Consider the following 21,043-nt stretch of genomic DNA (forward strand, 5'->3'; position numbering starts at 1 on the left):
GCCGCGTGAACTTTTCCGCACTGTCGATCAGGAATCCGATTCCCGCGATCATGCTGTTCGTGCTGCTGGCGCTGGCCGGTTTGCTCGCTTTCAAAGCCAACCCGGTGCAGGATTTTCCGGATATCGAGCTGCCGATCGTGACAGTGACGGCGAGCTTGCCCGGCGCCGCGCCCGCGCAACTGGAAACCGAAGTGGCGCGCAAGCTGGAAGATTCCATTGCAACCCTGCAGGGCGTCAAGAATATCTATGCACGCATCCTTGACGGCTCGGTGGTCGTAACCGTCGAGTTCATCCTCGAAAAGCAGATTGCCGACGCCGTCAACGAAGTGCGCGATGCCGTGGCGCGGGTGCGCGCCGACTTGCCGAGCGACTTGCGCGATCCCGCCGTGACCAAGACCTCGACGGCCGGGCGGGTGGTGCTGACCTTTGTCGCGGCCGCGGCCGCGACCCCGCAGGCAGGCGCAGCCAGCCGCCTCGACGAGCAGGAACTGAGCTGGTTCGTCGACAATGCCGTCGCCAAGCGCCTGCTGGCGGTGCCTGGTGTTGGCGCGGTCAAGCGCATGGGGGGCGTCTTGCGCGAAGTGCGCATTGAACTTGACGCAGCGCGCATGGCAGCGCTGAATGTCTCGGCGCTGGATGTGTCGCGCCGGCTGCGGCTGGTGCAGCAGGAAGCGCCTGGCGGGCGCGGCGATGTCAGCGGCGCCGAACAATCGGTGCGCACCATTGCCACCGTGCGCACCGCCGCCGAACTGGCGCAGCTGGAAATTCCACTGGCAGATGGCCGCAGCCTGCGCCTGGACCAGGTGGCCAGCGTCACCGATACGGTCGCCGAGCCGCGCGCGCTGGCCACGCAGGATGGCAAGAAGGTAGTGGGATTTGAAATCTTCCGCACCAAGGGCGCTTCCGAAGTGGCGGTGGCGGAAGGCGCGCGCGCCGCCGTAGCGCAACTGCAGGCGGCGCATCCTGATATCGTGCTGCGCCAGGTGATCGACAACGCTGCTCCCGTGGCAGAAAATTTTGAAGGCTCCATGGAGCTGCTGTTTGAAGGCGCGCTGCTGGCGGTGCTGGTGGTATGGTGGTTCCTGCGCGACTGGCGCGCCACGCTCGTGGCTGCGGCTGCCTTGCCGCTGTCGGTGATCCCGACATTCCTTGGCATCTATTACTTCGGCTATACCCTGAACACTGTGACGTTGCTGTCGCTGGCACTGGTGGTGGGCGTGCTGGTGGATGACGCCATTGTCGAGATCGAAAATATCGCGCGCCATCTGCGCATGGGCAAGACGCCTATGCAGGCCGCGTTGGAAGCTGCCGACGAAATCGGCATGGCGGTGATTGCCACCACCTTTGCACTGGTGGCGGTGTTCTTGCCGACCGCCTTCATGGGCGGCGTGCCGGGGCTGTTCTTCAAGCAGTTTGGCTGGGCCGCGGTGCTGGCGATCCTCGCTTCGCTGGTGGTGGCGCGCTTGCTCACGCCCATGATGGCAGCCTATCTGCTGAAGCCCTTGCCGCACGGCGATCAGGCGGACGGCTGGATCATGCGGCGCTACATGGCCATCATGCAATGGTGCCTGCGCCACAGGCTGGTGACGGCAATTGCCTCGGCACTGTTTTTCGTCGGCTCGCTGGCGCTGGTGCCGCTCTTGCCGACCGGCTTCGTGCCGCCTGCCGACCGCGCGCAAACACAGATCAATATCGAGCTGCCGCCGGGCAGCACGCTGGCGGAAACCACCGCGACGGCCGAGCAGGTACGGCTGGCGGCGATGCAGGTCAAGGGCATCACCGGCATCTTCAGCTCGATCGGCGGCGGCTCCAGCGGCGACGCCTTTGCCCCGGGTGCTGCGGCCGAGGCGCGCCGCGCCATATTGACACTCACCACCGTGCACCGCAACGACCGCAGCGAATCGCTGCAGCAGATCGAGGCGGGTATCCGCGCGCGCCTGGCAGATGTTCCCGGCGCCCGTTTTACCGTGGGTCCGCCCGATACCGGCGTCAAGATGCAGTTGGTATTGCGCAGCGAAGACCCGCTGGCGCTGGCGGCAGCCGCGCGCGAAGTCGAGCGGGAATTGCGCACTTTGCAAGGGATCGGCAATGTCAATTCCAGCGCGGCGCTGGTGCGCCCGGAAATCATCGTGCGCCCGGACTTTGCCCGCGCCGCCGACCTGGGCGTGACGGCGGCAGCCATCGGCGAGACGGTGCGGGTGGCGACTGCCGGCGACTATGACGTCAACCTGGCGAAGCTGAACCTGTCTGAGCGCCAGGTGCCGATTCGCGTCAAGCTGCCGGATGCGGTGCGCGCCGACCTGGCCGCCATCGAGCGCCTGACCGTGCCGGGCAAGAATGGCCCCGTCATGCTGGCCAATGTCGCCAGCGTCACCCTGGATAGCGGTCCGGCGCAGATCGACCGTTTGAACCGCAGCCGCAATGTGATCCTGGAAGTGGAGCTGGGCACGCGCGCCCTGGGCGAATTGAATGCCGAGGCGCGGGCGCTGCCGTCGATGCAAAACCTGCCGCCGTCGGTGAAAATTGCCGAGCTGGGCGATGCGCAGGAAATGCAGGCCCTGTTTGCCAGCTTCGGCATTGCGATGCTGATCGGCGTGCTGTGCATCTATGGGGTGCTGGTGCTGCTGTTCAAGGACTTCATGCAGCCGGTGACGATCCTGGCAGCGCTGCCGCTATCGATCGGCGGCGCGTTCGTCGCGCTGCTATTGACCGGCAAGGCCTTGTCGATGCCATCGATGATCGGCCTCATCATGCTCATGGGGATCGTCACCAAGAACTCGATCCTGCTGGTCGATTATGCGATCCTGGCGCGCCGCGCCGGCATGGCGCGCTTCGAGGCGCTGGTCGACGCCTGTCACAAGCGCAGCCGGCCGATCGTCATGACCACCATCGCCATGGGCGCCGGCATGCTGCCGCTGGCGCTGGGCTGGGGCGCAGACCCCAGTTTCCGCTCGCCAATGGCGACGGCCGTGATCGGCGGCCTGGTCACCTCGACACTCTTGAGCCTACTGGTGGTGCCGGCAGCGTTTACCTACATCGACGACCTGCAGAGCTGGCTGCGCCGGCGCTTGCCGTCACGAGCGCACGTAGACTGACACGCTGGTGCTGGCCTGGTTGCCAGCCCGAAAAGTTTCAATGGTGGGGGCGACGGCGGTATGGACGTTTTGCGGGGCGTTCCTCGCCAAAAGAAGGACGTTTGAATATCCCGCTGAGGGCAAATCCGACACGGTCTTTCAGTGGTAATGGCAGGTTGGCTGGCCGTGGCGGTCGGGCGGTTTCGCCGAACAGCAGCAGGTCTTCATATCGCATTATGGCGGACGCCTTGTCAGGATAGATGTCGCGTATCCATTTTCCCCAGGCGGTCGAATAAGTCCAGACCTCATAACGACTGCGCTGCATGATTGCTCCTCCCGATATTCATATTTTGGCCTCGATGAGTCATTGCCGATGGGTGGCAAAAAAGGCATGATTAATGGTATTGTCCGGCATGCCTTATGTAGTGAGCCACATCAAGCGCCACACTTGGGATGGATGATGAAACAGCAAATACAAACGACTGAACCGCCAGGGTTCACACAAGTTTCCAGAAGCAATCCACACCCTCTTGGGAGAACGTCATGCATGCCACTTTCCGCAAGTTCCTGTTATTGGGCGCAAGCGTGCTGCTGTTCGCCTGCGATCAGCAAGGTCGCCCGATCGAGGAGGCTGGCTTGAACAAGCTGGGCAAGGGCGTTTCGTCGGAGGTAGACGTGCGCATGGTCATGGGGCAGCCCGACACGGTCTGGGAAGAAGATGACGGCAGCCGCACCCTCGAGTATCCCAAGGGGCCGGAAGGCGCGCGCACCTGGATGTTCAGCATCGACCGTTTCGGCAAGTTGCAGGATTACCGGCAAGTCCTGACGAAGGAAAACTTCGCCCGCATCCAGCAAGGCATGAGCCGCGATGATGTGCGGCGCCTGCTCGGCAGGCCTGGCGGCATGGTGCAATTCAAGCGCAAGAACGAGGAAGTGTGGGATTGGCGCTTCATCGATGGCGTTGATGTCAAGCTCTTCAATGTCCATTTTGACATCGGCAGCGGCAAGGTCACGCAGACCTCCATCACGGAACAGCACTTTGCGGGATGAGCAGCAACAAAGGCTGGCGCAATGCCCAGTTTGCTGCGGTCATTCCCTGCGCGCGACATTCCAATGCGGAATTATTGATTCAAAATAAATTTCTCGATGTTAAAGAATGATGGCGTGAAATAGATTTCACTACGCATGAGTGAAATCAATTTTTTCGAGTAAATAAAAGTGTCTACTGTTGTCTGACAGAGGTTCCGGAAATTCATGCGCTTTCTGATGTTGCGCAAATTTCCTGGGGCATGACTTCGACAATACAATTTGATACTCGGACAGTGAGCGCAAGCGCATCATGGTCAATGACAAACTCGGCACGCATGGAGAAAGCGCATTCGGTTTAGCTTACGCTGATGTCGAAGCGAGAATGGTTTGTGGCATCCGCGTGATGTTGGCCGTTTCGGCTTTGCTGATGATCTGGATCGTTCCGGGCGAATTGGCAGGTATTTCCGATTACGCCTTGCTGCCTGTCGGCAGCTACGCCATCTACAGCGTCGCGCTGGGCCTGTTTGTCATTCTGCCAAAACATTTCATTGCCACCAAGCGAATCCATTGGATCGATCTTGGCTGGTATGCCTCGATCGTTTTTTTTACCGGCGGCGTCAACAGTATTTTCTTCCTTTTTCTATTCTTCCCCATTCTGACCGCTTCATTTCAATGGGGATTCGAGGAAGGCGCGCGGATTGCCATGGCTTCGACAGTCTTGTTCCTGGCATTCGGGCTATTGACGCCAGCAGGTGCCGAATTGCCGCGACTCATGCTGCGCGCGACATTTCTGCTGGCATTCGGCTATTTGTGCGCGAAATGGGGCGAGTCAAAAGTTGCATCGGCGCGGCGCCTGGGGTTGTTGCGCGACGTCAGCCGCTTGTCCAATCCGCGCTTTGGCGTTGATCACACGATCACCAATGTCCTGACCAGGGTGCGGGATTTTTTCCATGGCAGCAATTGCATTCTCGTGACGCGTGGCAGCGATGCAGCCGTGTATGAATTGCGCAGGGTGGGCGATGGCGAAGCCAGAACTTCTCCCCTCGCCGAGAAAATCGTGGCTGAGGCAGCGGCGCCGCTGATGGAGTTTTCACAAGTAAAAATCATCATGTTTTCCAGGCCGAGCCGGGCCGCGGTTTCGCTGTTCGGCTGCTCCTACGCCTACGATATCAGCAAAGACGCCTGGGAAGCCCATGATCGTCTCTCCGGCGAAAAAATGGCCAATCTGCTGGAAACGGAATCGTATGTCAGCGTCCCCATCTTCCTCAAAAATGGCGAAGGGCGGATATACGTGACATCCTCCCATCATGCCTTCAGCAAGGCCGATGCGCTGTTCCTCAATCACGTGGTGGCCCAGGCATTCCCCGTCATTGAGAGCATCGAGCTGCTCGACCGCATTGCCTCGCATGCGGCGCTGCGCGAACGGCAAAGAATTGCCTGGGATTTTCACGATACCGCCATCCAGCCCTACGTTGGCCTGAAAATGGGCTTGAGTGCCTTGCGCAACAAGGCCACCCTGGATAATCCGCTCATCCATGATCTGGACAAGCTGCTGGTCATGGCTGGCCAGGTCATCGGCGAATTGCGCGATTATGCGGGCATGGTTAAATCCGGCGCGGGGGTGACAGAGCCGGTCTATTTGCTGTCTTTGCGCAGGCAAGTCGCTCAGACGAAGGAATTTTACGGCGTTGATATTACGGTCAGCGCGCGCAACGACGTCGACATCAGTGATCGCCTGGCGGCGGAAGTGCTGCAAATTGCCAGGGAAGGCATCAACAATATCTGCAAGCATACGACTGCCCGGCACGGCGCAATTGCCATTCAGTCCGCAAATGGCTGGCTTGCCATCCGCATCGAAAACGAAAATGCAGGACCGTTGCCGGCGAACTTCATGCCGCGCTCGATCATGGAGCGGACGGCTGCACTCGGCGGAAACGTCATTGTGAAACAAGGCGTCGCATCAGGGACGTGTGTGCAGGTCGAAATTCCGATTTGAGGGGGCAGGCAATGAACTTGAATAAAAATCCAATACGCGTGATGCTTGTCGATGACCACCAGACCATGTTGTGGGGATTAGGGAAACTGATCGAAGGCGAAAGTCCCCGAATGGAGGTCGTCGGCATGGCCAGCAATTGCGACGAAGCCCGTAAAAAAGCCGGCACGCTGATCCCGGATGTGATTTTGCTGGATCTTGACCTGGATGGGGAAAGCTCTCTCTCCCATCTTCCTGCTTTGCTGGCCAATGGCGTGTCGCGCGCACTGATACTTACCGCTGAACGCCAGCAATCGATCCTGGAACAGGCGATCATGCATGGCGCCCGTGGCGTGCTGCGCAAGATCGCTTCCGCCGAACAGGTACTGAAGGCTATAGAGAAAGTCCACCAGGGCGAGTTGTGGATCGAGCAAGAAATGCTTGGGCGTGTCCTCGGCCAATTCATGAATCCGGCGAAACTGGGCGCCCCTGACCCGGAAAAGTCGAAAATCGCGCAGCTGACGCCCAAGGAGCGCAAGATCATCGACACCATCATTCATGAAAGCGGCGCATCCAACAAGGTCATCGCGCAGCGGCTTTTCATCTCCGAACATACCTTGCGCAATCACCTGACCTCGATATATCAAAAGCTCGACCTGAGCAATCGGCTGGAGCTGTATGTGTACGCAGTCAAGCATGCGCTGGACAGTGCACGCCAGGAGCCGCGCACTTGCGCCAAGCGCCCCGACTCCCGCGTGCCGTCGGCGGCCTAGCCGCCGTTGCTGAGCATGGGCATGATGGTGCGGATGATTTGTATGGCGGCGGGCCCCATGATCACCATGATGATCGACGGGAAAATGCAAACCACCAGCGGGAAAAGCATCTTGGTGGGCACGCGTGCGGCGATTTCCTCCGCGCGCGTCTGCCGCTTGTGCCGCAAGTCGTCCGAAAACACCCGCAGGGAATCGCCGATGCTGGTGCCGAACTTGTCCGCCTGGGTGAGCATGGTGGCGAACACGCTGACTTCCTCGATGCCGGTGCGCAGTGCCAGGTGACGCAGCGATTTTTCGCGGGAGGCACCGGCGCGCATTTCGAGGTTGGTGAGGTGCAGTTCCTCTGCCAATGCCCTACTTTTCATCCGCATTTCATCAGCCACCCTTGTCAGGCTGGCATCCAGCCCCAGCCCTGCTTCCACACATACCAGCATGAGATCGGCGGCGTCGGGAAAATTCTCGAAAATTTCCCTTTTGCGGTTGCGCACTTTCCAGTGCAGGAACAAATTGGGCAGGTAGCAGCCCAGCAGAGCCGCCATCATCATGTACATGACAAACGTCAGGCCATCGACCTGGCTGAGAGTTCGCAGCAACAGAAAGCTCAGTCCGCAAAACAGCAGCGGCAATAGAGTCTTGCAGCCAAAATAGATCAGACGGGCATTTTCCTGGCGTATGCCTGCGTTGAAGAACTTGATCCGCAACGGCGAGGATTCCCATTCGCCGGTGGGTGTCGATAGTTGCGCAAAGGGTCCGACCATATTGGCGACGGTTTCCGTCCAGCTGGCCTTGTCGACGGGATCGGCAAGGGCATGCAAGCGCCGCCGGGTCCGGCTTGGCGCCAGCCACAGATATAGCCCGGCCAGGGCCATCGTGACAGAGAGGAAAATCAGCGCGGGGATAATGATCATTTTATGCTCCTGTTGCTAGTACCGGATCTTGATGATTTTTCTCATGATGAGTACGCCAAAGAACATCAGCGTCAGCATGTACTTGACGATCGCAATGCCTATCGGATCCGTCCACAAGGGGGCCATGAAGCCGGGATTGACGATGTTCATGATTGCCCCCAGCGCGAACGGCATGATTACCAGGATCCAGGCAGAAAGGCGGCCTTCCGATGACAGTACCTTGACCTTGGCCGCCAGCTTGAGGCGCTCGCGAATCAGGTGGCTGAGATTGCCGAGCACTTCGGTCAGGTTGCCGCCGGAATCCCGCTGGATCAGCACGCTGACGACAAAATAGCGCAAATCGGTAAGCGGAATGCGTTGACTCAGGTTTGTCAGAGCCTGTTGCAGCGAGACGCCGAAGTTGACTTCATCATGCACAATGCGAAATTCGCTGGCAATCGGCTCAGGCATTTCCTCGCCGATCATTTTCAAGCCAGACGAGAAGGCATGCCCGGACCGTAATGCCCGGTTCAACAAGTCGATGGCGTCTGGAAGTTGCTGTTCGATCTTGCCGAGCCGGTGGCGGCGTTTGTTGATGGCCAAAAGGACAGGTACGCCGGCGCCTGCAGCGCCGGCGATCAGGCTGGCCAGCGTCGGCTGGTGCAGCAGCACGGCGCTGCCCAGCAGGCCGGCGCCGAGGGCGGCGCATGTCAGCACCAGTCGGGACACCGTCCAGGATAGCCCGGCCTGGTGCAGCAGTCTTTGCAATTCATTGACTTGCGGCAGGTTCAAAAACAGGCGCTCCAAAAGGGGCACATCACTGATCATCTGCCTTTTCAATAGCTGCGTTTTTGCCGTTGTGTCGAAGGATGCGGACAGGGCCTGCAGCCGATTTTCAAGCTTTTTGGCTTCCGGTCCCCGGTGTGCTTTCCATAGCAGATAGAGGCCTTCGACCAACAAAACAGCTGCAACGAATACAAGGACCGATATGATCAAAAAGGAATTGCCTGACGTGAAATTAAGCATGGCTGGCCTCTGCCTTATTGATACTGCTTGGCCGGATCGAACATGGCATCCGGCAGCTCGATGCCGAAGGAGCGCAGGCGTTCAGAGAATTTCGGCCTGACGCCGGTGGCATGAAAATGGCCTTCAACATTGCCATCGTCGCTGATGCCGGTTTGGCGGAAGGTGAATATCTCCTGCATCGTGATGATGTCGCCTTCCATGCCGGTGATCTCCTGGATGCTGGTGATCTTGCGGCGGCCATCGGTCAGTCTGAGCGCTTGGACCACAACGGTGATGGCCGAAGCGATCTGCTGGCGCGTTGCCTTGTGCGGCAGGTTGAGGTTGGCCATGCCGATCATGTTTTCCAATCTGGCCAAGGCATCACGCGGGGTATTCGCATGGATGGTGGTGAGCGAGCCTTCGTGACCGGTATTCATTGCCTGCAGCATGTCCACCGCTTCGGCGCCACGCACTTCGCCGATCACGATGCGGTCCGGCCGCATCCGCAAGGCGTTGCGCACCAGCGCGCGCTGGGTGATTTCGCCCCTGTTTTCGATATTCATGGGCCGGGTTTCCAGCCTTACTACATGCGGTTGCTGCAGCTGCAGTTCGGCCGCATCCTCGATCGTGATGACCCGCTCCGATTCCGGAATGTAGCCGGAAAGGATATTCAGGAGGGTGGTTTTGCCGGCGCCGGTGCCGCCCGAAATTAACATGTTGATCTTGGATTTGCAGAGGCCTTCAAGCAGTGTCGCCATCGACGGCGTCAGGCTCTTGAGTTCGTGAACCAGGTTGTCCATCTGCAGCGGGATGTGCGCGAAGCGCCGGATCGACATCATGGGGCCATCCAGCGCAACCGGTGGGATGACCGCGTTGACCCGGGATCCGTCCGGCAGCCGGGCATCGACCATCGGTGATGACTCGTCGATGCGTCGCCCGACCAAAGACACAATCTTGTCGATGATGCGCAGCAGATGTTGCTCGTCCGTGAAGGTGACCTTGGTGAGTTCCAGTTTGCCACGCCGTTCAACGTAAATCTGGTCATGGGAATTGACCAGGATGTCGGAGACAAGGGGATCGGCCATCAGCAGTTCCAGCGGGCCAAATCCCAGCATTTCGTGCTGAATGTCGCGGATCAGCAGGCGCCGTTCGGCGTCGTTGAGGGCTGCCTGCTGTTCCTGCAGCAGGCGCTCGACCATGACGGAAATTTCCTGCCGCAATTTTTCTGGCGCCAGCGTTTCCAGGGCAGCCAGATCGAGCTTGTCCAGCAGGCTCAAATGGATTTTTCCCTTCAAGGCTTTGTAGGTGTCGCTGGCCATCCGGTTTTCCGCTTGCATCGAAGTGATTGGTGTCACCGTATTGAGCTGTTCGCGTAAGGACATTTTGAGTGTGCTCCGTTATGTTCCGTGATTCGCCGTTATGCCCGGCTGGACGATGCATCTGGCGTGTTGAAACCAAGTGGTTCGCTTGCGCTTCTCTTGAAAATGCGGTCGAGCAGGCTACGGTTATCTTTTTTCGCGGGTGCCAGGGAAAGTGCGAATTCCGCCAGGTTCCTGGTGACCGGACTTGAACGTGCCGCTTCGATCAACGAGTTGCCATGGTTAATGGACGTGCTGACCTCCTTGTACGAGTTAGGCACGGTGTGCAGCGTAATCGTGCCCAGCAGTCGCCGCATATCGTCGATGCCGATCTCGGCGCGCTTGTCGAAGCGGTTGACGATCAGCGCGACTTTGTCCCGTGTATATCCCAGTGATTGGAACAGTGTGAGCATCTTTTTGGCGTGGCGCAGGGCCGGCAGGTTCGCCTGCAGCACCGACAGGATCAGGGTCGCGCGGTCTAGCGCCTTGATGGTGATCGGATCCAGGGTGCGGGGCAGGTCGATCAGAACGAAGTCGTAGTGCGCGACTGCCAAGCCGAGTATGGCGTCGATATGCTCGAGCTTGATGCCGACTGCCTGGTTGGCATCGGCAGGGGCTGCCAGGATGCTGTAGTTTGGTGTGATTTTTACCGTGCTGGAATCCAGGAAGGATGCGTCAAGCCGGCGGATATCCCGGGTAACATCGGCAATGGTGGAGGCGGGCTCGCCATCATGAATGAACGACAGGGCGTCGCCGAACTGCAAGTTCAGGTCAATCAGCAGAACGCTCTGATTTTCCGCCAGCAGATAGCCGAGATTGGTCGCAAGAAAAGTCGCGCCGCTGCCGCCCTTGCACGGCATGAAAGCCAGGACCTTGCCGGGATTTTTGACCTGGCTGCCGGCAAGCTTGGCCGCGAGACGATTGATCGCGGCTTCCAGGGCGGCTGCCGGCGCTGGCGACGGCAGCACTTCCCGTACGCCGGCGCGCATGGCAGCGATGAGGAAGTCAGGCGTGATATTTGCGCAAATTACAATGATTGCGACGTGCGGATAGTGTGTGCTGACATATTCGGCCTGGCCCAGCTCGCCGGCGTTGCCAGCCATGCCATCGACCAGAATCAGGGCGGGCGCTTCTTGCTGGGCGATGGCGCGCAGATTGTCCATGCCGCCAGTGATAAGACTGATGGAATGGGAGCTGACCTCGAGTGCGCGGCCCAGGGATTCGAGTCTGGTCCGGTCGGTAGATATGACGGCAATCTTCATTTTCTCGTCCTCGAGTCAAGAGCAAATCGTGTTGCTGTTTGGATCCTGTCGCATGATTTCGCGCGGCAGGTAGGTAGAAAATGTCGGCATCGGGAATACTTGCGCCGAGAGTCCGGTGATTGGCGAAATCCATTGATAATTCAACGCGCCGGGGGGGATGCGGACCGTTACTCCCTCGCAATTCGCCGGCGTGCAGTTGAGAGGGGCCCAAGCCAGGTCGACGGCGCTTACTTGTGGCAGCAATGCCTGGATTTTTGCCAGGACAGCACCCGGGGTGGCAGCATCACTGCACACGACGGCATAGCGGGCGCCAAGCCTGGTCGCCTCGTTGGCCGCGTTCCAGGTAAACAGCATGCGGCTAAAGTCGGTAATCCCCAGCATGAAGGTCAGGAAAACCAGAAGAGAAAGGGCGAACTCGACCGTGGTCGCGCCGGATTGGGATTTACTCATATCGGCGCCCTCATCGTCGCACTGATATTGCTGTACGGGATTTCGCCGTTAGCATTGGCAAATGCCATCCCGAATACGTTTTTAAACAATGGGCGGAAGGCATAACCGCTTATGGTGACTGTCACAGTATTGATGACGGGATTGGATCCCGCCGTCTGCGTGGCCGGAATGATGACCTTGGAGACGTCAAGGCCAATGACCAGGGGCGTTCCTGTGCCGGCTTTGTTGCCGTATACAACCAGATTCTTCGCTTCCGTAGCGCCCGTTCCTGGCGTTTGCACGGATAGATAGCGCGCCGCATCCCTGACCGACTTCGCAAGGGTATTGTACTGATACATCGCGCGGCCAAATTCCGTCGTGATGAAACTCAGCAGCAGCAGGAAGGGCAGGATCAGGGCAAGTTCCACCAAGGCAGCGCCTCTTTGTCGGTTTTTTATTTTCATGGCATTCCTCATTGCACAAGGACCGGTACCAGCGGCCCAGCGCTTGCTCCTGGAATGCCGTTGGTCGTGCACGGGCTGTTCAATGCGCCGGAATTTCCGCGAAACTCCAAATGGCCGTCGTCTTTTGGACCACTTAGCGGGTGCAGCATGAACATGCAGGCATAGTCGATCACCTGGTTGCCAGCATTGAGAACCGGAATCGTGACCAGGCGCCTGTTATAGCCGTGCTGCTGATGCTGGCCGCCGATGCCCGGCGTAGCAAGGTCCTTGAAGCTGTTCAGCTGATTCTGGTTGCCGAAGACGATCTGGCTTCCATGCTTCAGGCTCGTTCCGGTATCGTCGAACGAGGCATACGCCGCACGCTTGATGAGGTAATTGGCCGCACTCGGATGCGAGCCGGCGGCTGGCGTGCCGTTAAAAGCGTTTTGCGGCACGGGATTTTTCCAGTTGGTCGCAGTATAGGAATAGCCGGTAAAATCCGGGCGGTTTGCGCTTGGATCCTCGTTATTCTTGTAAATGCCGAAGCGGTAATTCCAGGGTGTGTCTACGGTCGTTTGGGCGCCCGGCGTGCCAAGAGTGTCGCCGATCCGGGTTCCGCAGTATCCCCCCTCGGAGAGTTCCTTTTTGGTTTCGTTGGCACTTTTGCTGCCGTCAAGGTTGTACCAGCCGAGCTCGCCCGATCCGGGTATTTTGTTGCCATATACCGTGACCCATTCGCCTACTTGAAAGCCGTAGTTAGGCGCCGTGCCGCCTGCCTTGGGCCTCAGGGCAACCGGGATCGGGCAGGTGGTTTGGGCGCTGGCGCGAGTTGCCACCGCCAGCGCCAGCACGTTGCCGGTATTAGGGTAGGTGGCAGGTGTGCCGGCGAAGGCGCCCATTGTATGCAGAAGCCACATCCGCACGCCTGCCTGGGTGCGCTGACACTGAGCGTATCTGGCTGCAGCATCGGAGTTGGTCGGCTGGTATGCGGCATCCCTGAAACTGATATCCGTATCAGTGATGATTCCCTGGCCATTCCATGTGGCGGACTGCAAATCGACCCGGTTCAGATTGCCAGCGGCTTTGCCGGCATTTCTGGCACGGTCGCGCGCGTTGCTCATGCCATCGAGTTCCTGTGCCGCTGAAAGCGCGCAACTATCCATGGCAGTCTGCAGTTCCGTCTTCACGATGAACAGATGCGCGAGATCCAGGGCAATTCCCATGAATCCGAGCAGGAAGAGCAAGGCGAGCGCTACGGTCACGATGATCGCACCGCCTTGCCTGTCTGGATGAACGATTCGCTTCATCGAAATGCCTCCACTTGCTTGACTGATCTATCCTGGAGATTTTCATCCGGTTTTTGTATCAAGCGCATGTTGCCGTGGTCAGACAGGCAGTTAGGCGGCCAATGAAGGTGGTAAACGTGCCCGTGGTGAAAATCGGCTGCAGAGCGACCACCATGGCAATCGATATCACCGCGATGATCAGCGCGTACTCGATGATCTGGGCACCGTCTTCGTCCTGCAGAAATTGATTAAGCATGAAAATCCCCTTGTAAATGCAGATTACGGTAGTGCTCCGCATGGCTGGATGGGCGAACTTTCCTGTGCCGCAGGCTTATGTATTCAAGCGGGTGGCAGCGCGGGCTATCGGCGCGCGCCACCCACGACTGCCATTTGCAGCCTGGATCAGACGCAGTTAGCCGTGGTCAGGCAGGTGGTTACGCGGCCGATGAAGGTGGTAAAGCCACCGCCATTCGCCGTCAATGCCTGCAGTGCGACTACCAGGGCAATCGAGACGACGGCGATGATCAGCGCATATTCGACCACTTGGGCGCCATCCTCGTCTTTGGCGAAGGAGCGAATGGCATTGCGCATCGTATTGACAAGCTGGTTCATTTTTTTACCTCATTCAGGTTGGTTGGAAAAAGCTACTGCTTGCTGCCTACTGCTACTGCGGTCCTACAAAAAATCAGTTCCTCCAATCGTTGCGCTCCTTATCTGCCATTGCCGATGGCGCCACCGATATTGATTACATTGACCACGGGTGGCGGTTCCTTGAAGGAATTCTGGTAGCGCACGATCGACTCTTGCGCCGCCTTGCCATCCATGCCGGCAAGCTGTTCCTGTTTTTTTCCGGCGTCCGGATCGATGGTCATTCTCATCCGGGCATCGCGCACGGCATCGCCGAATTTCGTGTCGTAGTGCGGCGTGGTGGAGCACCCTGCCACCAGGCAAAGCATGATTGGGCCAGCTAGTTTGTTCATTGCAGTCTCCGTTTGCAGGTTCATGGATTGCCAGGGGATACGGTTTCTTTGGCCTTGCCTTCGGCTGAACCCATGAACAGCACGTCACTGCGATTGGGCTCGATATGGTTGTCGGTGGGCAGCGCCGCCGCAGTCTGCATGGGTTTGACCATGCGCGGCGTCACAATGAAGATCAGTTCGGTCTGATCCTTTTGAAACTCGGTCGAGCGGAACAGCGCACCTAGCAACGGAATTTCGCCCAGGCCCGGAAAGCGGCTGATGGTTTCCGTAATGTTGTTGCGGATTAGGCCGGCGATGGCAAAGCTTTGGCCATCGCCAAGCTGTACTGTAGTGTCGATGCGGCGCGTGGTAATCGAGGGCAGCACCGACGTTACGCCATTGACTGTAGTGAAGGGCGAGCCGGTTTGCGACAGCTCCGAGACTTCGGACACCAGTTTGAGATTGACCTTGCCGCCAGCCAGTACCGTGGGCATGAATTTCAGGCCGACGCCGAATTCCTTTTCCTCCAGCGTGATCGTGGAGCCGCCGCCAGTGTTGCTTTGCGCGACCGGTATGAAAATCCTGCCGCCGGACAGGAAACTTGCCGACTGGCCGCTGATCGCCATGATGTTCGGCTCTGCCAGGATACGGACCAGGCCGTCTTTTTTCTCGGCATCGATGCCGAGCAGGGATGCGCCACTTCCGGCGGTGCTCAGGCTTGCCGCCGCTGCCCCCGAGCCTCCGCCAATGGCGCCTGTCGCAGCGCCTGTCAAGGCGCTTGCAACATTCGGCCTGAACTGACCAAGGATGGCCGGCCCGCCACCGAAAATCCCCGACAGGATGCGGGAAGTCCCGCCCGCAGTCGTGTAAAGCCGGGCAAAATTGATGCCGAACTTGTCGAGCAGCGACTTGCTCACTTCGGCGATTTTCACTTCCAGCATCACCTGCTGCGGGGTGGATAGGCGCAGCAAATTGACCACCTTTTTGCCATCCACATAGGAACTTGCGAGGCGCACGGCCTCATCCAGTTTGACGGCGTCGCTGACTATGCCGCTCAGGACCAGCGCATTTTCCGCGGCATGTACCTTGATCCCTGTTTCCTCCGGCATCAGCAAGCCGAGCTTCGCCTGCAAGCTGTTGGGGTCAACGGTCACGATGATGTCCTTGATCGTGCAGCGTCCTCCCGTGCCCTGCAGGACGACGTTCATCGAGCCGGCTTTCTTGCCCAGGACGAACAGTTCGTTTGGCCCCATCAGGGCGATGTCGACATGTCCCACGCCATCCGACCCGGCCGTCTGCGGCGGCCCCATGGCGGCACTTTTGTCATTCTTGTCCGCTGGTTCGTTCGGAATCACGGCACGGCTTGCGGGCGAGCCGCCGACCACGATCCGGGATGCCGGAAAGTCCAGCGGGATGACCGTCGATTTACCGAGAACTACATAGACCGGCGCATCCACCTTGGCCGAGGTGCATGATTTCAACGCGGCGCCGCTGACAGCGTGCGTGTCGGTCGGCTTGCCGGCCGGCTTGTCGGCGGAAAAGGCGTGGCTGCTCAATGCCAGTGCCGTGAGGAGCATTGCGTTTGTACGATTAGTCAGCACTTTGTCTGCTCCTTAATTAGAATTTTTGAAGCAATTAACGGTACGGCTGCCGCCCTGGATCACTTCAATGCAATGGGAAGGGGGCTGAACGTCCGGCCTGACGCGAGCTACTGCAGGTTTGGCGGAAACCGGTTGCCTGGGCGCGCTCGCCAGCTTCACCGGCACGGTCGCCACTTCGCCAAACAGCTGTTTCTTCGTGATGCCGACGGTGGCGACGCTTAACTTGTCAACCTGATTGCGCAGCACCAGCGAAAGGGTGCCGACGTTGCGGGCGAGGTCGAGCTTTTCGGAGTCTTCCGGACTCAGTTCCAGCGTCACTGCGCTGACCACTTTTGGTTTGGTATCGTCCCGGCTCGCTTCCTGCGCCACGGCCAGAACGAGGACATGTTCCAGCACGGTCTTGCTGATCTGCTTGGAGTCGTCATGCCGGTTGTCGCCGTCGCGCTGGGTGTTGACCATAACATCGACGTAATTGCCCGGCAGGGCAAAGCCGGCCACGCCAACCACATCATTGACCCGCACCGTCATTGCGCGTTTGCCTTCGGCGATGACGGCCGAGAGGCCGCCACGTGTGCCCACAGGGGCGAGCTTCCCTTCAAGAATCGGCTCGCCGCGCAGCACGCTCACTTTCGCGACGCGCTCCTGCAATTCCGCGAGATCCTTGAACGTGCCGGCAGGGACGGAGCCGCTCGGCCAGTCTACCGTTGTCAGCATTTGCGGCGTGATCTTGTTGCCAAGTTCGATGTCGATTGTCGCGACGACAACCTTGTTGGAGGCGATTTTTGCCTGTTGTGAAATCCATCCCGCAGCATAGACCGCGGCCGCCAGGCCGATCAGCAATGCGAGGAAAAGCAAGCTAAATGCTTTGAGGTTTTTCATATCCCGCCCTGACAAGGTTTATTCCATCGTTTATAAAAAGCCCAACTGCCTGGCCACGACATACCCGATCGTGGCGATGCAGATGCTGACGCCATAAGGGAGTTTTCCAACCGAGTTGTCGACGGCAACCTGCCCGGTTCCGACCGTGCCCGCCAGGGCCGAGACCGTCATTGTCTGAAGCAGCTGCTTGATATTGCCCAGCATGCTGCCCAGGACCCCTCTGGCTAGGGCAAAACCCAGAGCAAGGATGCCGCCCAGGATGAACGTCGCAAGGACTGCAAAGATGACGTCGTGGACTCCGAGAAAACTCCCCGCCATGGCCATCAACTTCACGTCGCCCGCACCCATGGCTTTGAGGGCATACATTGGAATCATCAGTACCAGACCGAGCGCCAGGCCGCCGAATGCCCAGAGGAATCCGCCATGCATCGGAAACGGCACGAACACGCTGTAAGTCAGTCCAAATGCCGCGCCGCCCAGCGTGAGCCAGTTCGGAATCCTGTAGGTGCGGACATCGTGAATGGCGGCGGTCACCAGTAAAACGAACAGGACAGCGTTGCGCGGATCCACGGCGAGCATCGCGAGAAGTTCAAGCATGGCTGCCTCATTCATGATCTGGTTCCTTGGCCGTGACCTGAAAACGTCATTGAACTATCGATGGGTGCCCTTAGGGGCACGGACTATGCACGCGTTCCGAAGGCTAACCACGCAATGATGCAAAATACGGCGAAGAGCGATGCAAGCAGCACATATTCGGTGAGCGACGTACCGGCTTCATCACGCAAGAGGATGACAGGGGATAAGTGCTCAATGAATTGCATGCAGTGCTCCTGTTGGGTTGCGATGCGGATGAATGAAGTATAGAAACCGGGACTGAATCCGCCATGGGCCTTGCATCCCTTAATGGGCAGGACAGAGCACCCTTTGTTTTGCGCGCCGGGCAGGACAAATCAACTAGGCCGCATCAGGTGGGCATAGGCGACAGACATTTTGGGCGATTGCTTTTAAGATTTCCGAAAGTAAATTGATTCGTTGACCTTGAAATGCATTGTTTCATTGATAATATCTTTGACGTTGCCCTCGAAATGCGCGACGATCCTTTCATTTGGGTTGCGACAGTATGCATAAGCTGCCTCGTTCCTTTTATGCGCGCGACACGGTCGACGTCGCGCGCGACCTTCTGGGCATGCATCTGGTCCACATCGTCGACGGTGTCGCGCGCGTCGGGCGCATCGTCGAGACCGAGGCTTATGTCGGCGCGCATGACCTGGCCGCCCATTCTTCCAAAGGCAGGACGCCCCGCACACGGATCATGTTCGGCCCGTCCGGCTATGCCTATGTTTACCTGATCTACGGCATGCATCACTGCGTGAATGTTGTCACCGAATGCGAAGGACATGGCGCGGCCGTGCTGTTGCGGGCGCTGGAGCCGGTGCGCAACCTGGAGGGGAAAACCAGCGGCCCCGGTTTGCTGTGCAAGGCCATGGCCATCGACTTGCGGCTGAATGCCCATGATCTCCTGAGCGACGATTTTTACGTTGCCGATGACAACGCGCCGAAATCCTGGAACATTGTTGCCCGCCCCCGTATCGGCGTCGATTACGCCGGCGAATGGGCCGGGCGCGAATTGCGCTTTTATATCCAGGACAATCCCTGGGTATCGCGAAAATAGGCGTGCGCCATACTGAGGCGTGCCGGCTGCGCGCACCGAATTGGTTCCAGTGGATGCACTAAATCGTGCAATCTCCGCGCCAATTCCCCATGCGCGACTGGCACGTGCCTTGCAAGGGATCGGGGTATTCCTGGCTCCATCCGTGGCACAACCATGTCCTCATTCACAAATATCTCCTTCGATGCTGATTTGATGCTCTGGCGTGACAGGCTGACGCTACTGCTGGAATTGCCTGCGGCCGAACGTGCGCGCGAACTCCCGGCGGTGCTGGCGCAATTACGCAAACTGTCTGCCCATGCGTACATGGCAATGGAGGCAAACGAGGGGTTGATCACGGCGCTTGAATGGCAGATTCAGGAATTCTCGAATGCCCACGCAGTGCAGTGCAACTCAACGATCGAACTGGAGCCCGACAGCATCGCGCCGGCTGGCGTGCTTGCCACCACGGCGCTTCGCATATTTCAGGAAATGCTGAGCAACGTGACGCGTCACGCGCGGGCTACATCGGTGCGCATTCGCATCAAGTTGGCGCGTGCGCTGCTGCAAATGGATGTTACCGATGACGGCATAGGGGCGTTGCCCGAGTCATTCGAGTGTTCCCGATCGTATGGTGTCCTGGGCATGCGCAGGCAGGCCCTGAATTTCGGCGGCAGCCTGCACATCTTTAGTGTGCAGGGCGGAGGCACCCATGTCTGCCTGCGCCTGCCCCTGGCATTGCCAGGAGCCGCTGCATGAGGCGCTTTAATTATTCCCACACAAGGAGTTTTCCATGGATCGTAACGAAGTCACGAAAAAAATAATTGCCGCAAAAGTCAGAGACAAGATGAGCTGGGCAGCGATCGCCGAGAAAATCGGCCAGAGCAAGGAATGGACGACCGCCGCCATGCTTGGGCAGATGACCTTCGACGCGAAGCAGGCTGCCGTGGCCAAGGAACTGTTCGGCCTGACCGATGAGGAGACCGCCTGGCTGCAGATCGTGCCGTACAAGGGCTCGTTGCCGACGCCGGTGCCCGCCGATCCGCTGATCTATCGCTGGTACGAAATCGTCAGCGTGTACGGCGCCACCATCAAGGAATTGATCCATGAAGAGTTTGGCGACGGCATCATGAGCGCCATCGACTTTTCCATGGACATCACGCGCGAAGCCGACCCGAAGGGCGACCGCGTCAATGTGGTATTGAGCGGCAAATTCCTGCCGTACAAGCAGTACTGAGAAATACCGGCGCGCAAGGGCGGCGCAAGCTAGCCCTTGCGTCCCTCCTTTTCAATGCGGAACAGGTCCCATGAGGCGATGAACAGCGCTGCCACAACCGGCCCGATCACAAAGCCGGTCAGGCCGAACAGTGCCATTCCTCCCAGCGTTGAAATCAGCACGAGGTAGTCCGGCATCTGCGTATCCTTGCCCACCAGGATGGGGCGCAGCACGTTGTCGATCATGCCGATGACCAGCGTGCCAAAGGCAATCAGGATGACGCCTTTCCAGACATCGCCGGTGACGAGCAGGTAGATTGCCACCGGCCCCCAGACCAGCGCCGCCCCGACTGCGGGCAGCAGCGACAGGAAGGCCATCACGGCGCCCCACAGCATCGCCCCTGGCACGCCGAGAAGGGCGAAGATCACGCCGCCCAGCGCGCCTTGTGCGGCAGCCACGAGAATGTTGCCCTTGATCGTGGCGCGCAGCACGGTATTGAACTTGCCGATCAAAAGCCGCTGGTGGTCGTTACTGATTGGTAGCGCGCGGCGGATGCTGTCGGCCACGCTGGCGCCATCGCGCAGCAAGAAAAAAAGCAGATACAGCATGACCGTGAAACCGACCAGGAAATCGAAGGTATTCTGGCCGATGTTGAATACCCGCTCCACCATCAGCTGGCTGCCTTGCGACAGCATGGCGCTGAGCTTCGCCTGCAGATTCGTTGTCTCGGTCCATCCCTGGCGCGCCAGCAGGTTGACCAGCCAGTCCGGCAGCAGATGCACGACCTTCTGGTAAAACGCGCCGAAGTCGAGCGGCGTGGCGCGCAGGGCTTCAAGCAGGCGGGTGCCTTCGCTGACCAGGGAGGACACCACCACGATGAGCGGCAGGATCACCACCAGCACGCACAGCAGCAGGGTGACGCCGGCCGCCAGGTTGCGCCTGCCGCTAAAACGCACCAGCAGCTTGCGAAACAGCGGCGAAAACAGGATCGCGAATGCGGCTCCCCAGAAAATGGCGCCGAAAAACGGCAGCAGGATCCAGCCAAAGGCGATGGAAACTGTCGCCAGCAGGAACAGGAAGATTTTGTTTTGCAGTTCGGGATAAACCATATTTCTCCGCGCGCTGATGCATTGATTGACAAGTTTGCAGCGCAATATTACCCGAGAGCGCGCCGCCGCTTGCAAGAATTCGCCTGGATGGCGATACTCGACGTATTTTGTAT

23 protein-coding genes are annotated in these 21,043 nt (G+C 58.8%); 7 read left to right on the top strand and 16 right to left on the bottom strand.

Translation table 11 applies throughout. From position 1 onward, the window contains the following. The first annotated feature begins 5 nt into the window (after window positions 1-5). Window positions 6-3,095, top strand: coding sequence for an efflux RND transporter permease subunit (locus tag EKL02_RS04170; RefSeq protein WP_128900873.1), 3,090 nt, complete (start codon window positions 6-8; stop codon window positions 3,093-3,095). Window positions 3,096-3,132: 37 nt separating this feature from the next. Here EKL02_RS04170 and EKL02_RS04175 read toward each other — a convergent pair whose 3' ends face one another. Beyond that, the gene (locus EKL02_RS04175; protein WP_128900874.1) at window positions 3,133-3,399 is read right to left on the bottom strand and encodes a hypothetical protein; all 267 of its coding nucleotides are present in this window, start codon (window positions 3,397-3,399) and stop codon (window positions 3,133-3,135) included. Between the two features lie 218 nt (window positions 3,400-3,617). Between EKL02_RS04175 and bamE the strand changes: the two genes are divergently transcribed. The 3 genes from bamE to EKL02_RS04190 all read left to right on the top strand — a co-directional run bounded on the left by bamE (window position 3,618) and on the right by EKL02_RS04190 (window position 6,848). After that, on the top strand, window positions 3,618-4,124 hold the full coding sequence (gene bamE, locus EKL02_RS04180) for an outer membrane protein assembly factor BamE (RefSeq protein WP_128900875.1): 507 nt from the start codon (window positions 3,618-3,620) through the stop codon (window positions 4,122-4,124). Between the two features lie 289 nt (window positions 4,125-4,413). Then, window positions 4,414-6,099, top strand: a complete 1,686-nt coding sequence (locus EKL02_RS04185) for a histidine kinase (RefSeq protein WP_128900876.1) — start codon at window positions 4,414-4,416, stop codon at window positions 6,097-6,099. Between the two features lie 11 nt (window positions 6,100-6,110). Next, on the top strand, window positions 6,111-6,848 hold the full coding sequence (locus tag EKL02_RS04190) for a response regulator transcription factor (RefSeq protein ID WP_241687778.1): 738 nt from the start codon (window positions 6,111-6,113) through the stop codon (window positions 6,846-6,848). On the opposite strand, the gene EKL02_RS04195 is transcribed toward EKL02_RS04190, so the two are convergent. From EKL02_RS04195 to EKL02_RS18115, 14 genes are all read right to left on the bottom strand, one after another. Next, entirely contained in the window at window positions 6,845-7,756 is a 912-nt protein-coding gene (locus EKL02_RS04195) for a type II secretion system F family protein (RefSeq protein WP_128900877.1), read from the bottom strand. The two genes, EKL02_RS04190 and EKL02_RS04195, sit on opposite strands and share 4 nt — an antisense overlap. A 15-nt stretch (window positions 7,757-7,771) precedes the next feature. Beyond that, window positions 7,772-8,563, bottom strand: coding sequence for a type II secretion system F family protein (locus tag EKL02_RS04200; protein WP_241687779.1), 792 nt, complete (start codon window positions 8,561-8,563; stop codon window positions 7,772-7,774). Between the two features lie 212 nt (window positions 8,564-8,775). Further along, on the bottom strand, window positions 8,776-10,122 hold the full coding sequence (locus tag EKL02_RS04205; protein ID WP_128900879.1) for a CpaF family protein: 1,347 nt from the start codon (window positions 10,120-10,122) through the stop codon (window positions 8,776-8,778). Between the two features lie 35 nt (window positions 10,123-10,157). Beyond that, a complete protein-coding gene (locus EKL02_RS04210) occupies window positions 10,158-11,360 on the bottom strand; it encodes an AAA family ATPase (protein WP_128900880.1) in 1,203 nt (400 codons plus the stop codon). 15 nt (window positions 11,361-11,375) lie between these two features. Next, a complete protein-coding gene (locus tag EKL02_RS04215; protein ID WP_128900881.1) occupies window positions 11,376-11,810 on the bottom strand; it encodes a TadE family protein in 435 nt (144 codons plus the stop codon). Next, window positions 11,807-12,253 (bottom strand): TadE/TadG family type IV pilus assembly protein, encoded by a 447-nt coding sequence (locus EKL02_RS04220; protein ID WP_206732448.1) that lies wholly within the window; start codon window positions 12,251-12,253, stop codon window positions 11,807-11,809. The genes EKL02_RS04215 and EKL02_RS04220 overlap by 4 nt, the downstream gene beginning before the upstream one ends. Before the next feature lie 8 nt (window positions 12,254-12,261). Next, a complete protein-coding gene (locus EKL02_RS04225; RefSeq protein WP_128900882.1) occupies window positions 12,262-13,539 on the bottom strand; it encodes a Tad domain-containing protein in 1,278 nt (425 codons plus the stop codon). 58 nt (window positions 13,540-13,597) lie between these two features. Continuing rightward, window positions 13,598-13,774 carry a Flp family type IVb pilin gene (locus tag EKL02_RS04230; protein WP_128900883.1) on the bottom strand — a complete coding sequence of 59 codons (177 nt, stop codon included), beginning with the start codon at window positions 13,772-13,774 and terminating at the stop codon, window positions 13,598-13,600. 146 nt (window positions 13,775-13,920) lie between these two features. Next, entirely contained in the window at window positions 13,921-14,130 is a 210-nt protein-coding gene (locus tag EKL02_RS04235) for a Flp family type IVb pilin (RefSeq protein WP_206732449.1), read from the bottom strand. A gap of 98 nt (window positions 14,131-14,228) precedes the next feature. Further along, a complete protein-coding gene (locus EKL02_RS04240; protein ID WP_128900884.1) occupies window positions 14,229-14,498 on the bottom strand; it encodes a hypothetical protein in 270 nt (89 codons plus the stop codon). 20 nt (window positions 14,499-14,518) lie between these two features. Beyond that, window positions 14,519-16,054 carry a type II and III secretion system protein family protein gene (locus EKL02_RS04245; protein WP_128900885.1) on the bottom strand — a complete coding sequence of 512 codons (1,536 nt, stop codon included), beginning with the start codon at window positions 16,052-16,054 and terminating at the stop codon, window positions 14,519-14,521. A gap of 36 nt (window positions 16,055-16,090) precedes the next feature. Next, window positions 16,091-16,957 carry a Flp pilus assembly protein CpaB gene (cpaB, locus tag EKL02_RS04250; RefSeq protein WP_128900886.1) on the bottom strand — a complete coding sequence of 289 codons (867 nt, stop codon included), beginning with the start codon at window positions 16,955-16,957 and terminating at the stop codon, window positions 16,091-16,093. A 30-nt stretch (window positions 16,958-16,987) separates the two neighbouring features. Further along, on the bottom strand, window positions 16,988-17,569 hold the full coding sequence (locus EKL02_RS04255; protein WP_128900887.1) for an A24 family peptidase: 582 nt from the start codon (window positions 17,567-17,569) through the stop codon (window positions 16,988-16,990). A 68-nt stretch (window positions 17,570-17,637) separates the two neighbouring features. Further along, on the bottom strand, window positions 17,638-17,778 hold the full coding sequence (locus tag EKL02_RS18115) for a hypothetical protein (protein ID WP_164931947.1): 141 nt from the start codon (window positions 17,776-17,778) through the stop codon (window positions 17,638-17,640). A gap of 299 nt (window positions 17,779-18,077) precedes the next feature. Between EKL02_RS18115 and EKL02_RS04260 the strand changes: the two genes are divergently transcribed. From EKL02_RS04260 to cynS, 3 genes are all read left to right on the top strand, one after another. Continuing rightward, window positions 18,078-18,629 carry a DNA-3-methyladenine glycosylase gene (locus EKL02_RS04260; protein ID WP_128900888.1) on the top strand — a complete coding sequence of 184 codons (552 nt, stop codon included), beginning with the start codon at window positions 18,078-18,080 and terminating at the stop codon, window positions 18,627-18,629. A 153-nt stretch (window positions 18,630-18,782) separates the two neighbouring features. After that, a complete protein-coding gene (locus tag EKL02_RS04265; protein ID WP_128900889.1) occupies window positions 18,783-19,364 on the top strand; it encodes an ATP-binding protein in 582 nt (193 codons plus the stop codon). Between the two features lie 34 nt (window positions 19,365-19,398). Next, a complete protein-coding gene (gene cynS, locus EKL02_RS04270) occupies window positions 19,399-19,842 on the top strand; it encodes a cyanase (protein WP_128900890.1) in 444 nt (147 codons plus the stop codon). A gap of 29 nt (window positions 19,843-19,871) precedes the next feature. Here the strand turns inward: cynS and EKL02_RS04275 are convergent, their stop codons facing one another. Further along, on the bottom strand, window positions 19,872-20,930 hold the full coding sequence (locus EKL02_RS04275; protein WP_128900891.1) for an AI-2E family transporter: 1,059 nt from the start codon (window positions 20,928-20,930) through the stop codon (window positions 19,872-19,874). Between the last annotated feature and the right edge of the window lie 113 nt (window positions 20,931-21,043).

The sequence above is a fragment of the Janthinobacterium sp. 17J80-10 genome (assembly GCF_004114795.1).
Classification (GTDB): Bacteria; Pseudomonadota; Gammaproteobacteria; order Burkholderiales; family Burkholderiaceae_D; genus Paucimonas.

Excerpts from the sequence above, each read along its gene's own strand:
- EKL02_RS04245 (WP_128900885.1), bottom strand. The coding sequence starts at position 16,054 with ATGCTCCTCACGGCACTGGCATTGAGCAGCCACGCCTTTTCCGCCGAC.
- EKL02_RS04275 (WP_128900891.1), bottom strand. The coding sequence starts at position 20,930 with ATGGTTTATCCCGAACTGCAAAACAAAATCTTCCTGTTCCTGCTGGCG.
- cpaB (WP_128900886.1), bottom strand. The coding sequence starts at position 16,957 with ATGAAAAACCTCAAAGCATTTAGCTTGCTTTTCCTCGCATTGCTGATC.
- EKL02_RS04195 (WP_128900877.1), bottom strand. The coding sequence starts at position 7,756 with ATGATCATTATCCCCGCGCTGATTTTCCTCTCTGTCACGATGGCCCTG.
- EKL02_RS04190 (WP_241687778.1), top strand. The coding sequence starts at position 6,111 with ATGAACTTGAATAAAAATCCAATACGCGTGATGCTTGTCGATGACCAC.
- EKL02_RS04265 (WP_128900889.1), top strand. The coding sequence starts at position 18,783 with ATGTCCTCATTCACAAATATCTCCTTCGATGCTGATTTGATGCTCTGG.
- cynS (WP_128900890.1), top strand. The coding sequence starts at position 19,399 with ATGGATCGTAACGAAGTCACGAAAAAAATAATTGCCGCAAAAGTCAGA.
- EKL02_RS04240 (WP_128900884.1), bottom strand. The coding sequence starts at position 14,498 with ATGAACAAACTAGCTGGCCCAATCATGCTTTGCCTGGTGGCAGGGTGC.
- EKL02_RS04230 (WP_128900883.1), bottom strand. The coding sequence starts at position 13,774 with ATGCTTAATCAATTTCTGCAGGACGAAGACGGTGCCCAGATCATCGAG.
- EKL02_RS04175 (WP_128900874.1), bottom strand. The coding sequence starts at position 3,399 with ATGCAGCGCAGTCGTTATGAGGTCTGGACTTATTCGACCGCCTGGGGA.
- bamE (WP_128900875.1), top strand. The coding sequence starts at position 3,618 with ATGCATGCCACTTTCCGCAAGTTCCTGTTATTGGGCGCAAGCGTGCTG.
- EKL02_RS04200 (WP_241687779.1), bottom strand. The coding sequence starts at position 8,563 with ATGATCAGTGATGTGCCCCTTTTGGAGCGCCTGTTTTTGAACCTGCCG.
- EKL02_RS04225 (WP_128900882.1), bottom strand. The coding sequence starts at position 13,539 with ATGAAGCGAATCGTTCATCCAGACAGGCAAGGCGGTGCGATCATCGTG.
- EKL02_RS04205 (WP_128900879.1), bottom strand. The coding sequence starts at position 10,122 with ATGTCCTTACGCGAACAGCTCAATACGGTGACACCAATCACTTCGATG.
- EKL02_RS18115 (WP_164931947.1), bottom strand. The coding sequence starts at position 17,778 with ATGCAATTCATTGAGCACTTATCCCCTGTCATCCTCTTGCGTGATGAA.
- EKL02_RS04255 (WP_128900887.1), bottom strand. The coding sequence starts at position 17,569 with ATGAATGAGGCAGCCATGCTTGAACTTCTCGCGATGCTCGCCGTGGAT.
- EKL02_RS04220 (WP_206732448.1), bottom strand. The coding sequence starts at position 12,253 with ATGAAAATAAAAAACCGACAAAGAGGCGCTGCCTTGGTGGAACTTGCC.
- EKL02_RS04215 (WP_128900881.1), bottom strand. The coding sequence starts at position 11,810 with ATGAGTAAATCCCAATCCGGCGCGACCACGGTCGAGTTCGCCCTTTCT.
- EKL02_RS04260 (WP_128900888.1), top strand. The coding sequence starts at position 18,078 with ATGCATAAGCTGCCTCGTTCCTTTTATGCGCGCGACACGGTCGACGTC.
- EKL02_RS04235 (WP_206732449.1), bottom strand. The coding sequence starts at position 14,130 with ATGAACCAGCTTGTCAATACGATGCGCAATGCCATTCGCTCCTTCGCC.
- EKL02_RS04210 (WP_128900880.1), bottom strand. The coding sequence starts at position 11,360 with ATGAAGATTGCCGTCATATCTACCGACCGGACCAGACTCGAATCCCTG.
- EKL02_RS04185 (WP_128900876.1), top strand. The coding sequence starts at position 4,414 with ATGGTCAATGACAAACTCGGCACGCATGGAGAAAGCGCATTCGGTTTA.